General features: G+C 70.3%; 14 protein-coding genes. 6 read left to right on the forward strand and 8 right to left on the reverse strand.

The features are described from left to right. Positions 1-3 precede the first annotated feature (3 nt). Together ACLJQF_RS11335 and ACLJQF_RS11340 are read right to left on the reverse strand one after the other, a co-directional pair. Positions 4-957, reverse strand: coding sequence for a TQO small subunit DoxD (locus ACLJQF_RS11335; RefSeq protein WP_410608214.1), 954 nt, complete (start codon positions 955-957; stop codon positions 4-6). Positions 958-1,042: 85 nt separating this feature from the next. Then, positions 1,043-2,248: a hypothetical protein gene (locus tag ACLJQF_RS11340; protein ID WP_410608215.1), complete on the reverse strand. Its 1,206-nt coding sequence runs from the start codon at positions 2,246-2,248 to the stop codon at positions 1,043-1,045. 181 nt (positions 2,249-2,429) lie between these two features. Here ACLJQF_RS11340 and ACLJQF_RS11345 point away from each other — a divergent pair, with 181 nt between their 5' ends. Beyond that, a complete protein-coding gene (locus tag ACLJQF_RS11345; RefSeq protein ID WP_410608216.1) occupies positions 2,430-4,577 on the forward strand; it encodes an MMPL family transporter in 2,148 nt (715 codons plus the stop codon). Positions 4,578-4,746: 169 nt separating this feature from the next. Here the strand turns inward: ACLJQF_RS11345 and ACLJQF_RS11350 are convergent, their stop codons facing one another. The 3 genes from ACLJQF_RS11350 to ACLJQF_RS11360 all read right to left on the reverse strand — a co-directional run bounded on the left by ACLJQF_RS11350 (position 4,747) and on the right by ACLJQF_RS11360 (position 7,929). After that, a complete protein-coding gene (locus tag ACLJQF_RS11350; protein WP_410608217.1) occupies positions 4,747-6,174 on the reverse strand; it encodes an ATP-binding protein in 1,428 nt (475 codons plus the stop codon). Continuing rightward, positions 6,171-6,854: a response regulator transcription factor gene (locus ACLJQF_RS11355; protein WP_410608218.1), complete on the reverse strand. Its 684-nt coding sequence runs from the start codon at positions 6,852-6,854 to the stop codon at positions 6,171-6,173. Before ACLJQF_RS11355 ends, ACLJQF_RS11350 begins: the two co-directional genes overlap by 4 nt. Positions 6,855-6,969: 115 nt before the next feature. After that, positions 6,970-7,929: a GlxA family transcriptional regulator gene (locus ACLJQF_RS11360; RefSeq protein ID WP_410608219.1), complete on the reverse strand. Its 960-nt coding sequence runs from the start codon at positions 7,927-7,929 to the stop codon at positions 6,970-6,972. Between the two features lie 71 nt (positions 7,930-8,000). Here ACLJQF_RS11360 and ACLJQF_RS11365 point away from each other — a divergent pair, with 71 nt between their 5' ends. Continuing rightward, positions 8,001-8,726 (forward strand): DJ-1/PfpI family protein, encoded by a 726-nt coding sequence (locus tag ACLJQF_RS11365; RefSeq protein WP_410608220.1) that lies wholly within the window; start codon positions 8,001-8,003, stop codon positions 8,724-8,726. A 24-nt stretch (positions 8,727-8,750) separates the two neighbouring features. On the opposite strand, the gene ACLJQF_RS11370 is transcribed toward ACLJQF_RS11365, so the two are convergent. The 3 genes from ACLJQF_RS11370 to ACLJQF_RS11380 are packed head-to-tail and all read right to left on the reverse strand — an operon-like array spanning position 8,751 to position 11,826. Beyond that, the gene (locus ACLJQF_RS11370; RefSeq protein WP_410608221.1) at positions 8,751-10,184 is read right to left on the reverse strand and encodes an alpha/beta hydrolase; all 1,434 of its coding nucleotides are present in this window, start codon (positions 10,182-10,184) and stop codon (positions 8,751-8,753) included. A 26-nt stretch (positions 10,185-10,210) separates the two neighbouring features. Next, positions 10,211-10,930 (reverse strand): ABC transporter permease, encoded by a 720-nt coding sequence (locus ACLJQF_RS11375; RefSeq protein ID WP_410608222.1) that lies wholly within the window; start codon positions 10,928-10,930, stop codon positions 10,211-10,213. Positions 10,931-10,941: 11 nt separating this feature from the next. Then, a complete protein-coding gene (locus tag ACLJQF_RS11380) occupies positions 10,942-11,826 on the reverse strand; it encodes an ABC transporter ATP-binding protein (RefSeq protein WP_410608223.1) in 885 nt (294 codons plus the stop codon). A 108-nt stretch (positions 11,827-11,934) separates the two neighbouring features. Here ACLJQF_RS11380 and ACLJQF_RS11385 point away from each other — a divergent pair, with 108 nt between their 5' ends. The 4 genes from ACLJQF_RS11385 (at position 11,935) to ACLJQF_RS11400 (ending at position 15,241) form a co-directional block, all read left to right on the forward strand. Beyond that, positions 11,935-13,074, forward strand: coding sequence for a sensor histidine kinase (locus tag ACLJQF_RS11385; RefSeq protein ID WP_410608224.1), 1,140 nt, complete (start codon positions 11,935-11,937; stop codon positions 13,072-13,074). A gap of 71 nt (positions 13,075-13,145) precedes the next feature. Next, positions 13,146-13,748 (forward strand): response regulator, encoded by a 603-nt coding sequence (locus tag ACLJQF_RS11390; protein WP_410608225.1) that lies wholly within the window; start codon positions 13,146-13,148, stop codon positions 13,746-13,748. Between the two features lie 75 nt (positions 13,749-13,823). Then, positions 13,824-14,522, forward strand: coding sequence for a cysteine hydrolase family protein (locus tag ACLJQF_RS11395; protein WP_410608226.1), 699 nt, complete (start codon positions 13,824-13,826; stop codon positions 14,520-14,522). Between the two features lie 26 nt (positions 14,523-14,548). Next, a complete protein-coding gene (locus tag ACLJQF_RS11400; protein ID WP_410608227.1) occupies positions 14,549-15,241 on the forward strand; it encodes a cysteine hydrolase family protein in 693 nt (230 codons plus the stop codon). Positions 15,242-15,255 lie beyond the last annotated feature (14 nt).

Here is a 15,255-nt window from a genome sequence, read left to right on the forward strand (position 1 = left end):
GTGCTATGCGGTGGTGACCTGCCCGTCGACGACTCGCACCGGCACGTTGGTCAGGGGTTTCGTGGCCGGCCCGCCGGTCACTTGGCCGTTGCCGTCGAAAGTGGAGCCGTGGCACGGGCAGCGGAAGCCGGAGCCGGCGGCCGTGACGGGGCAGCCCTGGTGTGTGCACGTGGCGAGGAATGCCATGAAGGTGTCCGTCGAGGGACGCAAAAGATATGCGGCGGAACCGTTCGGGGTGGTGAAGCTTGTCGACGAACCGACAGCGACGGCTGAGACCGCGGCGATCACCGCCTGGGAGTTCGTTCCCGGGTCCCCCGGCCGGCTCGGTTTCGGGTTGGTGGTGGTGCGATGGGTAAGGGCGATGACGCTGCCACCGAAGGCCGCGGCCGTCGCGGTGATCAGGCCGCCCCAGAGCAGAATGCGTCGCTCGACGTCGTCCGGGGCGTGGTTCGGCGGGCGCCGGCGGCGTATCGCAGCGCGCAGGCGGGCCGTCGTGGAGAACAGGCCCGCGTCGCCGGCAACCAGCAGCGGGGTCCAGGCGGCGGCGAAGACGATGTCGGCGCCGAAGTAGTACGGGCGCGTCGTCCAGCTCACCGTGAAGAAGAAGCTCAGCGCAAGGAGAAACCCGCCGAGTGCGGCGATGCGGGTGAACAGCCCGAGCAGCGTACCCAGCCCGACAGCGACCTCGCCGATGGCGATGACCAGGCCGATGACGGTCGGGTGTTCGGCCGCGAAGGACACCAGCGGGCCGATCGGGGAGGTTGCCGCGGCGTGCAGCATCTGAGCGTGGACGCCGAGAGGTGAGGTGGGGTCCAGGTAGTCGGTGTCGAGGATTTTGGACAGGCCTGCGTAGAGGAATGTGCCGCCCAGGAAGACGCGTAGCGGCAGGAGCGCCCAGATCGGTGTCGGCGCATCGGCCCGTGGCGTTGTTTCGCCGAGGGAAGGCTTGGGGGACAAGGAAAGTCGCCCTTCATTTCGGTGCGGACGTGGGTGAGCTCAGAGCTGGTTGACCTCAGTGAGCTCACACACGTCCGACGCTTCGTCAGGACTTGCGGGGGGAGACGGTCATGATGCCCGTGCACATCTCGTCGCTGGTGCCGTCGCCCCACACCACGTAGCGCGGCGGCAGCTTGCTCAGCTGCGGCAGCCGTTTGCGCAGCCCCGCGTCGTGCGTACACGTCACCCGCAGCGTGTCCCCCGGATTGAGCTCCACCGGCGACGGCAGCTTCACCAGCCGCTGGTTGTCGAAGTCGAACTGCGGCACGTCCAGCACGACCTTGGCGTTCGGCGTGCCCGGGTTGAGTTCGACCTTGATGGACCGCCCGAGCAGGTGCATGTGGCCGAAACCGGCGAACAGCGTCATCGGCGACGGCACCTTGTGGTCGCAGGTCTGGGTGTCACCGGGCTTCGGCGCGCTCTGGCCGCACTCCTTCACCTGGCGGTCCGCGCTGTCGCCGACGTCCGGCCCGAACCGCTTCGTCACTTCCGCGATCGAGGCCGCCCGGTCACAGAGCGGACCCGACTCCTCGGCGGTGCAAGGCAGGTCGGTCGGCGCGTCGAGCGGCAAGGTGTCGAATTCCCGGGTCTGCGGCGTGCCGTCCGTCAGCCGCAGCCGCACCGCCGAGCGGTCCGATCCGGCCGGCTTGCCGTCGGTCGCGAGCAGGTTGTAGTGCATCTGGAGGACGATCAGGCTGCCCGGCTCCAGCTTGAAGCCGGCGTCCTCGGTGAACAGCGTCTCCGTCGCGCCCGGCGCCCAGGTGTCCACCCAGGACGCTTCCCCCTTTTCCACTTCGGCGCCGTCCACGCCGGTCCCGCCGAAACACTGCCAACCGGCGCCGGGGGTCTTCGCGTCCTTCTCGCGCACCGCGGCAGCGCCGCCCGGCGGCACCGCGTACACGATGGCGTGGTGCGCGAGGGCGGTGTTCTCCGGCGTGACCTGGGTCCCGGTCAGGAACGCCGCCTTGGTCAGGCCCGGATCGATCACCTGGCACCGGTACTCGTCCGTGCCGCCGCCCTCCGGCGGCGCGGGCGTGTAGTCCTCAGCCATCTTCAGGTCGACGAACCGCTCGCCGGCGCGCAACGGCTGCGGTGGAGCCGCCGGCTGGCCCGCGTGCGCGCTGTGCGAGCCGGCCGCGGCGGGCGCCGCACTGGTGCCGGCGCCCGACCCGCAGGCGACAACCGCGAACGCCGTCGCCAGCGCCATGGCGGCCACCCCGAGCCTCCGCAGTGGACTATCAGGTTTCGTCATGGCCTGAACGCTAGGCCCGATTCCGTCCCGTTTCATCGTACTGCGGTCGTCATTTTCGGGAGGGATTGGTACCACGGTACTTATTTATGTCCACAGTGGAGTTATTAACGGTCCTTTCAGATTCGCTCGGTAGGAAGTCGGCGTCAGACAAGCGATGTAATCCCTATGTAGGAGGCCAGTGATGGCAGTCAACGCAGCGCCGCCCGGCGAAGTGCCGCCCGGTCGGTCGACCGGCCGGTGGGTGCCGTGGTTGGTGGTCGGCTTGTGGTTGGTGCTCGCGGTGATCATGGGGCCACTGAGCGGAAAGCTGAGTTCGGTCACCACCGACAAAGCCGTGGACACCCTGCCGGCCGGCGCCGAGTCCACCAAGGTCGCGGTGCTGGAGGACAGTCTCCCCGGCGGGGAAGACAACACGTTCGTCTTCGTGTACCACCGCGACGGCGGCATGACCGACGCCGACCGCGCGACGGTCGAGCGCCACTACAACGCCCTTGCCAAGCGGTACCCACCGAAGGTGGTGGCCCCGGCCGGCGAGGACGACGGGGGCCCGCAGGCGAGACCCTCCAGCGACGGCAAGGCGATGATGTTCACCCTCGACGTGAGCACGACCTACGGCGCACCGGAGGCCATCGTCGGCCCGTTGCGTGACGCCGCGAAGGACCGCCCCGCCGGCCTGGAACTCGACGTGACCGGCCCGGCCGCGGTCGACGGCGACATGGACGCCATCTTCGACGGTATCGACCTGCAGGTCCTCCTCACCACCCTCCTCGTCGTCGCGCTCCTGCTCATCCTCACCTACCGCAGCCCGGTGTTGTGGCTCATCCCGCTGGTGGCCGTGGGCGCGGCCGCACTGACCGCGATGGCGACCGTCTACCTGCTCGTCAAGGGCTTCGGCATCGTGGTCAACGACCAGAACTCGGCGCTGCTGACGATCCTCGTATTCGGGGTCGGCACGGACTACGCGCTGTTGCTCATCGCCCGATACCGGGAAGCACTGCACCACCACGAGAACGTCCGGGTCGCGATGGTCCACGCGCTACGCGGCGCGGCGCCGGCCATCGTCGCGTCCGCGGCCACCGTGATCGCCGGCCTGCTCTGCCTGCTCGCCGCGGACCTGAACAGCACCAGCGGATTGGGCCCGATCGGCGCGGCCGGCATCCTGTGCGCGCTGGTGGCCATGCTGACGCTGTTCCCGGCGATGCTGGTGCTGCTCGGCAGGCGGATCTTCTGGCCGGCCATCCCGCGGTTCAGCACGGCCGTGCAAGAGAAGCCGGGGCTGTGGGGACGGCTCGGCACCGCCATCAGCCGCCGCCGGTGGGTGGCGGCGCTCGGCTCGATCGGAGTCCTCGGCGTATTCGTCATCGGCCTGGCGGGCAACACCGGCGCCCTGCGGGAGCAGGACCAGTTCCTGTCCGCGCCGGAGTCGGTCACCGGCTTCACCGTGCTCCGCCAGCACTTCCCGGAGCTCGGCGGCCAGCCGATGACGATCTTCACGCGGCCGGCGTACCAGGAGCGGGTGCTCGACATCGTCAAGGGCACTCCCGGTGTGGCAGTGGCCATTCCGGGTCAGACCAGCGGTGGCTGGGCCGACATCTCCGTGTTCCCGAAGGACGCGCCGGACACCGTCGCGGAGTACGACACGATCAAGCGGGTGCGCACCGCCGTGCACGCGGTGGGCGGAGCGGAGGCGATCGTCGGCGGCCCGAGCGCGGAGAACCTCGACACCGAGGTGACCACCAGCCGCGACGAGAAGCTGGTGATCCCGCTGGTGCTCGCCGTCGTCCTGCTCGTCCTCGGGCTGCTGCTCCGGGCGATCGTGGCCCCGCTGGTCCTGATGGCCACCGTGATCGTCTCCTTCGCGGCGGCCTTCGGCGGCAGCGTGTTCGTCTTCGAGACGATCCTCGGGTTCAAGGGCATCGACTCATCGGTGCCGCTGCTGGCGTTCCTGTTCCTGGTGGCGCTCGGCGTCGACTACAACATCTTCCTGGCCAGCCGGGCCCGGGAGGAGACCGTGCGTCTCGGCACCGGAGGGGGCATGCTCAAAGCCCTCTCCGCCACCGGTGGCGTCATCACCTCGGCCGGCCTGGTCCTGGCGGCCACGTTCGCGGTCCTCGGCACGCTTCCGCTGGTGATGCTGGTCGAGGTGGGGTTCCTGGTCGCCTTCGGCGTGCTGCTCGACGCCCTGCTGGTGCGGTCGGTCCTGGTACCCGCCCTCACCCTGCTGATCGGCCGGCGGATGTGGTGGCCGAGCCGGCTGTCCCGGCCGGTGGAGCTGCCGGACGGTCACCGGCCGCTCGTGCACGATGAGGAGCCCGCGCTGCGACGGTGAGCGCGGCGGCACGGACGAGATCCGGGACGGGACCCCAGGCCCGTCCCGGATCTTGACGCTGGCGACGAGCGCCCCAATGTGGCCTTCGGTGCGTCAGACGCACCCAAGGCGGCCTTCGGTGCGTCAGACGCAACCAAGGCCACATTGGGGCGCTTGAGCCGGGCCGTCGTCACCCCCCGGCGGTGAGCCGCGCGGGCGGGGCCGCAGCCGGAAGACCGACCCGAAGCAGCGCGCCGCCGCGTGCGGACCGGGCGACGGTGACCCGGCCGCCGTGGGCGTCGACGACCCGCTGCACGATCGACAGCCCCAGCCCGGATCCCGGCAACGCCCGGGCGCTGTCGGCACGGTAGAACCGGTCGAACACCCGCGGCACGTCGGCGGCGTCGATGCCCGGCCCGGCGTCGTCGACGTCGAGCACCGCCGACGCGCCCACGGCACGGAGCCGGACCCGGACCGGCTGGTGCGCGGGAGACCACTTGCCGGCGTTGTCGATGAGGTTGAGCACCGCCCGTTGGAGGCCGGCGGGACGCCCGCTCACCCACACGGAGGTCACGTCGAGCGCGACCTCGATGTCGGGCATCCGGGAACGCGCCCGGGTCGCGGCGGCCACCACCACGTCGGCGAGGTCGAGCACCTCGGTGCTTTCGTCGCTGACGTCACCGCGCGCCAGGTCGGTCAACTCGGCGGCAAGGGTGCTCAACTCGGCCACCTGGGCGCCGAGGTCGTTGAGCAGCCGGGTCCGGCTCTCCGGCGCCAGTGCGCTGTCCAGGGTGCCGCGCCGATCGAGCCGGATCAGCAGCTCGGCGTTGAGGCGCAGGCTGGTGAGCGGAGTCTTGAGCTCGTGGGCGGCGTCCTCGGCGAGCAGCCGCTGGGCCCGGCGGGATTCCCGGAGCGCGGCGAGCATGTCGTTGATCGAGCGGATCAGCCGCCGGATCTCCCCACCGCCCTCATCCGGGATGTCGGCGTCGAGATCCCGGGTGCGCGCGACCCGGACCGCGGCGGCGGTCAGCCGGTCGATCGGTGCCAGCCCGGCCCGCGCCACGGCCCGCCCGACAAAGGCGCCGCCGACCACGCAGAGCAGCCCGATCAGCAGCATGCCCAACCCGAACTCGTTGAGCGGGCTGTCATCGGCGACGCGGGCCACCTGGACCGCGCCGTCGCCCGCCCGCAGCGTGTAGACGAGGTAGCCATCTTCATCGCTGTCGCCCGACTCCATCAGGTCGGCCGACGCGCCCTGCGCCACGCGCCACGCGTCCTCGCTGACCGGGGGCAACGCGGGTTGGCCGGCCGGCGTCCGGATCGAGCCGTCGGGCAGGATGACCCGCACCAGCCGGCCGGAGCCGGGATACGGCGGTAGCTGGACCTGCGCCGGACCGGCGCCTTCCGCGTTCGTCGCCAGGACGCGGGAGTCGGCGCGTAGCTGATCCTTCGCGGTGCCCTGCAGCTCCCAGGCCAGTAGCTGGCTGGCCACCTGGAAGGACACGAACACGCTGACCGCGATGGCCGTCGCCGCGATCACCGTCAGCCTGGTCCGCAGGGACCGCCGGCGCCACCAGCGGGTCAGCCGGCGCGAGCCCCGGCCGGCGGGCCTGCTCACGGAGGAGTCTCCCGCAGCGTGTACCCCAAGCCGCGCAGCGTGTAGATCAATCGCGGCTCACCCCCGGCCTCCATCTTGCGGCGCAGGTAGCTCACGTACACCTGGAGGTTGTTGGCGGTGACGCTCATGTCGAAGCCCCAGATCGCCTCGAACAGCGCGGGGCGGGTCAGCACCCGGGTCGCGTTGCGCACGAGGACCTGCAGCAGGGAGAACTCGGTCCGGGTCAAGCGGAGTGGCCGCCCGCCCCGCCACGCCTCGAACCGGTCGGGATCGATCCGGACGTCGGCGAACGACAGGATCTGCGACTCGTCGTCGCCCGGCGCGCACCGGCGCAGCAGGGCCCGCACCCGGGCCAGCAACTCCTCGGTGGCGAACGGTTTGGGCAGGTAGTCGTCGGCGCCCGCGTCCAACCCCGCGACCCGGTCGATGACCTGATCCCGGGCGGTCAGCATCAGCACCGGCAGATCCCGGCCCGCCGCCCGCAACCGCCGGCAGGTCTCCAGCCCGCCGAGGCGGGGCATCATCACGTCGAGGATCAGCAGATCCGGCGCGTCCTCGCCGACGCCGTCGAGCACGGCGAGACCGTTGGCGACGGTGCTGGTGTCGTAACCCTCGACCTGGAGCACCCGCTCCAGCGACTCACGGATGGCCGCCTCGTCATCCGCGATCATGATCCGCACGCCGGCCCGCCCCTTCCCGTCGATGCTTGCGGCTCAGTCTCCCCGATCAACCTGAAGCCAGGATTAGAGCGTCGCCGCTTCTTCGGGGCCGACGGGTTCCGCCACCGGAAACCCCTCACCGGACGCCGAAGGTCCGCCGGTACGCTGTCGGGCTGGTTCCGGTCGCCTTGCGGAAGCGGGCACGGAAGTTGGCCGGGCTACCGAGACCGACACGACGTGCGATCTCGTCGATGCCGGTGGCACCGGATTCGAGAAGCTGCTTGGCGAGATCGAGCCGGGCGGCCAGCAGCCACTGCGTCGGTGACACACCGGCTTCTTCGACGAAGCGACGAGCGAACGTGCGCTCGGACATGGCCGCGTGCGAGGCCAGCCGGGACACAGACAGGTCTTCGCCGAGATTCCGCAGCGCCCACTCCCGCGTCCGCGCGAGCGACCGGCCGGATGTCTGCGGGATCGCCCTCTCGATGTACTGGGCCTGACCACCGGCGCGGTGCGGCGCGGCCACCGCGAGCCTGGCCGCGGTGTTGGCGGCGACGGCACCGTGGTCGCGGCGGACGACGTACAGGCAGAGGTCGATTCCGGCGGACGCGCCTGCCGAGGTCAGCAGCTGACCGTGATCGAGGTAGAGGACGTCCGGGTTCACCGTGACCTTCGGGTGCTTCCGGGTGAGCAGTTCCGCCGCCCGCCAGTGCGTGGTGACGGTCAGTCCGTCGAGCAGACCGGCCTCGGCCAAGGCGAAGACGCCGGAGCAGATGGACACCATCCGGACGCCGGCCGCGTGCGCCCGGCGCAGCGCCGTCGACGCGGCCGCCGGGATCGGCCGATCCAGGTCGTAGCCGGGGACGACCACGGTGTCCGCTCGAGCCAGCTCGTCGAGTCCGTGCCCGACGTGCAAGGAGTAACCGTCGGAGCTGAGCACCGCGCCGAGGTCGGGCGCGCACAACGTGAGCTTGTAGTGCTCCGGCAAGGAACCGAACACCAGCAGCGGAACACCGAGGTCGAAGGTCACCACACCATCCAGGATCAGCACGGCGATTTTCTCGGCCACCGCGCGGGGGTGCGAGCGAGCCTGCATGGCAGAAAAATAGCACATGCTGTCATATCAGCCACTCTTCCTACGATGCGAGGATCAGTACGGTGATCGCCATGAGCTTCGACATGTCGATCTTCACTGAACGTCCCCTCGTTGTCGAGATGCTTCTCTTCGAGGGTCACACTGCCGTCGATTTCGTCGGCCCGTACACGGCATTCGCAGCAGCGGGCATGGAAATCCACCTCGTCGCCGAAACACTTCAACCGGTGCCCGGCGACGTCGGGATCGCCGTTTCGCCGACCACGACGTACGCCGGATGTCCTGCCGATCCCGACATCCTGTTCGTTCCCGGAGGAGCAGTGGACCGGGTGATGCTCGACGACAAAGCCATCTCGTTCCTCGTCAACCGTGGCGCGAGGGCGTCCTTCATCACCTCGGTCTGCAATGGGTCGCTCGTCCTCGCGGCGGCCGGACTGCTCGACGGCTACCGTTCGGCGACGCATTGGGCCAATCGTCAGCACCTGGCACGGCTGGGTGTCGAGGTATCGACCGAGCGCGTGTGCATCGACCGGAACCGGCTTTCCGGCGGTGGCGTGACAGCCGGAATCGATTTCGGCCTCACCCTCGTCGCTCATATCCTTGGCGAGGAGTCGGCGAAATTCTGTCAACTCGCTATGGAGTACAACCCGAACCCGCCATTCGACGCCGGCTCCCCGGAAGGGGCAGGACCTGCGGTGGTGGCCAGGTTCACCCAGTTCACTTCCCCATTCAGCGAAGTTTTCGACGCCGCCGTTTCCCGCGTACTCGAACGACGCACGGCGGCGGCACAACCCGAGTGACAGGGGTGGCACCGCCGCCCACGGTCAGCTCCCCGCGGGGCAGAAGGTGTCGTCCGGCCGCTTCCCGCTGACCAGGTACCCGGTCACCAGCGAGTTCCCGCACTCGCTGGGCGTGAACAGGTAGGCCCCGTGCCCGCCCTGGTCGATCGTGATCATCCGGGCGCGCTCGCCGAACGCCGCGCGCAGCTTGCGGGCCCCGGACAACGGCGTGCCCGGGTCACGCTGGTTCTGGATCATCAGCACGTTCGCCGGGCCGTGGCCGGTGATCCGCACCCGCGGCTCGGCCGGCGGGGCCCAGTACGCGCACGCCGCGATGTTCGCGCTCGCCGCGCCGAGCAGCGGGTAGCGGACCCGGTCGACCGCGACGTCCAGCTGGTAGCTCGCGATCCAGCGTGGCCACGCCGAGTCGCCGCAGATCACCGCGAACCGGGCCGCCAGCAGGTTTTCCACCCCGGTCACCGGTGCCGACGGCGGCTTCGGGGCCCGCCCGTGGTCGAGCGCCTGCCAGTCTTCGGCCAGCTGCGTCAGGTTCGTCACGTACAGGCCTTCGAACGTCACACCGCGGAAGATCGAGCCCGTGACGCCCTCGACCGGCTCGCGGTCCAGCCGCGCCGCCAGCTCGTGGAACTTGGCCGTCACCTGCGAAGGCGTCGTGCCGAGGCCGTACTCCGGGTGCGCCGCGGCGAAGGCCGCGAACTCCGGAAACCGGTCCTCCATGCCCCGCCCGAAGCCGCGCATGGCGTCGATGTCGTAGCCGCCCGGCCCGAGGTTGCTGTCCAGCACGAACCGGTCGCTGCGCTCGGGGAACAGCGTCGTGTAGACCGCGCCCAGGTAAGTCCCGTAGGACGCGCCCAGGAACGACACCTTCGGCTCGTCGAGCGCCGTCCGGATGCGGTCCATGTCCCGCGCGGTGTTCGCCGTGGTCAGGTGCGGCAGCATCGACCCGGTCTTCGCGTCGGCGCACTGCGTGGCTTCCCGCTTCGCGATCGCGGCCTGCTTCACGACGTCGGCCGGGCCCTTCGCGTACGGCAGATTGCCGACCGCGATCTGCTCCGGCGTCAGGTCGCACGTCACCGGCGTGCTGTGCGCGACCCCGCGCGGGTCGAACCCGATGATGTCGTAGGAATCGAGCACTTCTTGGGGCAGCTTCACGAACTTCAGCAGCTGCGGGTAGTCGAGGCCACCGCCGCCGGGGCCGCCCGGGTTGGTCAGCAGCACGCCCCGCCGCTTCTCCGGGTTCTTGCTCGGCAGGCGCGACACGGCGACGTCGATCGTCCGCCCGCCGGGCTCCCGGTAGTCCAGCGGGACTTTCATGGTCGTGCACTGCAGGTCCGGCGTGGGGAACGCCCCGGCGGGACAGGATCCCCAGTCCAGGGTGTTCGGCGCGGCGGAGGCCGCGGGGACGACGGTCGTCGCGCCGAGCACGACGATCGCGGCCACCAGTAAGGTCTTGCGCATCGGAATTCCTTTCGTTCGCACCGCGCTCAGCGGCGCGGTTCCCAGCGGAAGAGGCGGGTCGCCAGCACGACCGCGACGAAGACCCAGGCCAGGGTCGGGGCGAAGAGGAGCAGGGAGCCGGCGGCCGGTTTCCCGCCGTTCCACGCGTCGAGCACCAGCTCGGCCGCCGAACCGCCGGGCAGCAGGCGCTTGAGCAGCGTGAGCTCGCCGGTGCCGGTGAGGCCGACCCAGCCGGCCACCGCCATCACGCCGACGCTGATCGGCAGGGTGGTCACCTGCGCGTGTTCCGGCGAGTTCGTCAGCCCGGCCGTGGCCAGGCCCAGTGCGAGCATCATCGCCACGGCGGCCACGACGGCCACGGCCAGCAGCAGCGGGTTCGCCGGCTTCCCGGTGACCACGGCCAGCACCGCGAGCAGCACGGCGATCTGGACCACCGCGATCGCGGTGACCGGCAGCAGCAGCCCGCCGAGGATGCCGGCGTCCCCGGCCGCGGTCGAGCGCAGCCGCTTGAGGAACAGGTTCTGGCGGCGGGCGGCCAGCGTCGTCACCGTCGTGGTGTAGAGGCCGATGCCCAGCACGAAGAACAACGTCAGCGTCGCGAGGTAGCCGAGGCTCCCCATCTCGGTGAAGACGTCGTGCCGGGCGATGAAGAACGCGCTGAGCGCTGCCGGCAGCACCAGGGCGGTGACCAGCACGAGCCGGTTCCGGAAGAGCTGGATCAGCTCGCTGCGGGCGATCGTCAACATGGTTGCTCCTCTCAGGAGTTTTCGATGGAACGGAAGACGTCGTCGAGCCGCGTCGGCCCGGCCTGCAGGTCCAGCAGCTCCACGGCCTGGTCCTGCGCCCAGGCGAGCAACGTGTGCAGGTCCTTCTGCAGGCCGAAGGTCTCGACGAGGAACTTGCCGTCCACCCCGCGCGTGGCGAGCAGCGGCGGCGACGGCGCGTGGGCCGGGAGTCCGAAGTGGATGGTCGAGGGCAGCGTCCGGGTCAGCTCGGCGACGGTGCCCTCGCGGTGGAGGGCACCCTGGTGCATGAGCCCGATGCGGTCGGCGCGCTGCTGGGCTTCCTCGAGGTAGTGCGTGGTGAGCACGACCGTGGAGCCGTCCTCCCGCAGCCGGTCGACGGCGTTCCACAGCGCGTCCCGCGACTGGATGTCGAGGCCGGTGGTGGGCTCGTCGAGGAAGACCAGCTCGGGCGTGCCGTAGACGGCGGTGGCGAAGTCGAGCCGCCGTTTCTCCCCGCCCGAGAGCTGCCCGGCCTTGGTGCCCGCCTTGCGGGTGAGGCCGGCCACGCCGAGCAGGCGCCCTACGTCGTCGTGCCGTCCGGTGAGCCGCCCGACCAGCCCGACGGTCTCGCGCACGGTCAGATCGGCGGAAAACCCGCTCTCCTGCAGCATGATCCCCAGCCGCGGGCGGACGGCGGCGCGGTCGCGGGGGTCCTTCCCGAACACCCGCACGGCACCCGAGGTCGGCGCGCGGTGGCCTTCGACCGTCTCCAGGGTCGAGGTCTTGCCGGCGCCGTTCGTGCCGAGCAGGGCGTACAGCTCCCCGCGATCCACTTGGAACGAAAGGTCCTTCACGGCGGGGAAGCCGCCGTAGGTGAGGGTGAGGCGATCGACGTCGATGACCGGTGTCGTGGACATGCCTCGAATTCCAGCGTGGATCGGCGCGGCCCGGCAGTGCGGCGGCGTCACCCGGATACATGACGTGGTGTCACTGGTGCGGCCCGCTCAGCCGGATACGCTCGGCTGGTGGAGATGCCGGCGATCGCGCGCAGGACGTCCTGGACCGGCGGAAAAGTCCAGGAACGGCTGCGTCGGCTGAACCTGATCACGACCGTCCCGCCGCTGGCGATCGTCGGCGTGTTCCTGCTGCTGGTCAACGCCCGGTCCTGGTGGCACGTCGTGATCCAGGCCGTGGGGCTCATCGCGGCGCTGGCGACGGCCGAACGCTGGACCGCGGGCGACTACCTCCGCGTCGCGCGCCCGAGCCTGGTCGTCGCGGCGGTGGTCTGGCTGGCCGGGGCGCTGACCGACGACACGTCCGCGTTCTTCGGGCTGTCCGTCGTCGGGTCGTTCCTGATCCCGCCGCTGCCCCGCCACCGGCTCGCCGCGCTGGCCGGGCTGGCCGTCCTGATCGCGGGGCTGGGCGCGGCGAACGTCCTCGTGCACGACGACCGGATCGGCTGGCGGCTGTTCCAGTTCGCTGCCGTGCCCGCGGCCGCCATGCTGGTCTCGACCGCGTTCATGTTCGTCAGCCAGCGCTTCTTCGACCTGATCGCGGAGCTCGAGCAGTCTCGCGAGCGCGAAGCGGACCTCGCCGTCACCCGGGAACGGGTGCGCTTCGCGTCCGACCTGCACGACATCCAGGGGCACACCCTGCACGTGGTGAAGCTGAAGGTGGCCCTGGCCGAGAAACTGCTGGACCGCGAACCGGATCGGGCGCGCGAGGAACTGCGTGAAGTGCACGACCTGGTCGGTGAAACCATCGTCCGAACCAAGGAACTCGCCTACGCCCAACGGCGGCTGAACCTGTCCGCCGAGCTGGAGAACGCCAAGAACCTCTTCGAGGCCGCCGGGATCCACGTCCGCGTCACGCGCGAGTCCGAAGTGGACGCCGCCGCGGGCGAACTGCTCGGCCAGGTCCTGCGCGAGACGACGACCAACATCCTGCGGCACGCCGAAGCCCGCCAGGTGGGGATCACGCTCACCCGGCGCGGGATCGCGATCGTCAACGACGGCGCCCCGGACACCGGCCCGCTCGAGCTCGGCGGGCTCGAGCTCGGCGGGCTCGCGGTGCTCCGGCAGCGCTTGGCGGAGCACGGCGCCGAGCTGGAAGTCTCGCACCAGGGCGGCCGCTTCCGCACCGCGACGACCTTCCCCGCGCCGTGACAACCGGGGCTTCGCCCCGGGCCGGGGGCTTCGCCACCCGGACCCCCAAAAGCGCCGAAGGAGGCCCGACGATGACGACGGTGGTGCTCGCCGACGACGAAGCCCTGCTCCGCAAGGCGCTGGCCGCGCTGCTGCCGATGGAAGGCGAGATCACGGTGCTGGCGGAGGCCGACGACGGCGAAACGGCGATCGCGGCCACCCTCGAGCACCGGCCGGACGTGCTGGTCATCGACCTCGAGATGCCCCGCGTGGACGGGCTCGGCGCGGTCGAGCAGATCCGCCGGGCCCGGCCGGAGCAGGTGATCCTGATGCTGACCCGCCACGCCCGCCCCGGCGTGCTCCGCAAGGCGCTGAAGCTCGGCGTCCAGGGCTTCGTCAGCAAGGCCGCGGAACCGGCCCACATCACGGCAGTGATCAAGACCCTGCACGCGGGCAAGCGCTGGATCGACCCGGACGTCTCGGCCCTCGCCGTCGTCGACGACTGCCCGCTGACCGACCGGGAGCTGGACGTCCTGCGGGCGACCCGCGAGGGTTTTTCGGTGGCCGACATCGCCGGGCAGCTGCACCTCGCGGAGGGGACGGTCCGCAACTACCTGTCCAACGCGATGCAGAAGACCCAGACCCGCACCCGCCACGAAGCGGCCCGATACGCCCGTGAGCACGACTGGCTGTAGCGTCAACCGAGCTGGTAACTGAGACGTAACTCACTACGTTCCCGCCGGAAACGAAGCGGCCGACAATCGACGACTATGACCGCGCGGATAGGACCGGTTCAGGCAGATCCCTACCCCTGGCCCTACGACACGGTGGTGCCGATCGACCGGGTCGCCCTGCTGTGCATCGACTGGCAGACCGACTTCTGCGGACCTGGTGGCTACGTCGAGCGGATGGGCTACGACCTCGAACTCACCAGAGCCGGCCTGCCCGGCACGCAGAAACTCCTTGCCCACGCCCGGAACGTGGGCATGTTGGTGATTCACACCCGGGAAGGTCATCTGCCGGACCTGACCGACCTGCCGCCCAACAAGCGGTGGCGTTCGGCCCGGATCGGCGCGGAGATCGGCAGTGCCGGGCCGGCCGGCCGCATCCTGGTCCGCGGCGAACCGGGCTGGGAGATCGTCGACGAGGTCTCGCCGGTGCCCGGCGAAGTCGTGATCGACAAGCCGGGCAAGGGCGCGTTCTACGCCACCAACCTGGATTTGGTGTTGCGCGCCAACGCGATCAGCCACCTGATCCTGACCGGCATCACGACCGACGTGTGTGTGCACACCACGATGCGCGAGGCCAACGACCGCGGTCTGGAATGCCTGATCCTGTCCGACTGCACCGGCGCGACCGATCCCGGCAACCACGCGGCCGCGCTGAAGATGGTGACCATGCAGGGCGGCGTGTTCGGGGCCGTGGCCACTTCCGATGCCGTGATCGGGGCGATCACCACCGACGACTGATCGAAAACGAAAGGGCCCGACAGCCGATGACCACTCCCCTCAAGGTCGACGCCGACCCCACATCGTTCCTGTTCGAGCCGACCACAACCGCGCTCCTGGTGATCGACATGCAGCGGGATTTCGTCGAACCGGGCGGGTTCGGCGAAACGCTCGGCAACGACGTGAGCCGGTTGCGCGGGGTCATCGCTCCGCTCCAGCGAACCCTCGCCGCGACGCGTGCCGCCGGCGTGATGGTGATCCACACCCGCGAGGGCCATCTGCCGGACCTGTCCGACTGCCCGCCGGCCAAACTCGAGCGCGGTCGCCCGTCGATGCGCATCGGCGATCCCGGTCCGGGAGGCCGCATCCTGATCCGCGGTGAACACGGCCACGGCATCATCGACGAACTCGCGCCCGTCGACGGCGAATTGGTGATCGACAAGCCGGGCAAGGGCGCGTTCTACAGCACCGAACTCGGCAAGGTGCTGTCCGCGGCAGGGATCACCTCGCTGGTGGTGACCGGCGTGACGACCGAGGTCTGCGTGCACACCACCGTCCGTGAGGCCAACGACCGCGGCTACGAATGCCTGGTGCTGTCGGACTGCGTCGGTTCGTACTTCCCCGAGTTCCAGGACGCCGGTCTGGCCATGATCTCCGCGCAGGGCGGCATCTTCGGCTGGGTCGCTCCGTCGTCCGCCTACCTCGCCGCGCTTTCCGTTCTTGCCACCCCGGCCCGTTGAGACCCGCGGAAGGA

Source organism: Amycolatopsis sp. lyj-109, from assembly GCF_046548995.1.
Taxonomy (GTDB): domain Bacteria; phylum Actinomycetota; class Actinomycetes; order Mycobacteriales; family Pseudonocardiaceae; genus Amycolatopsis.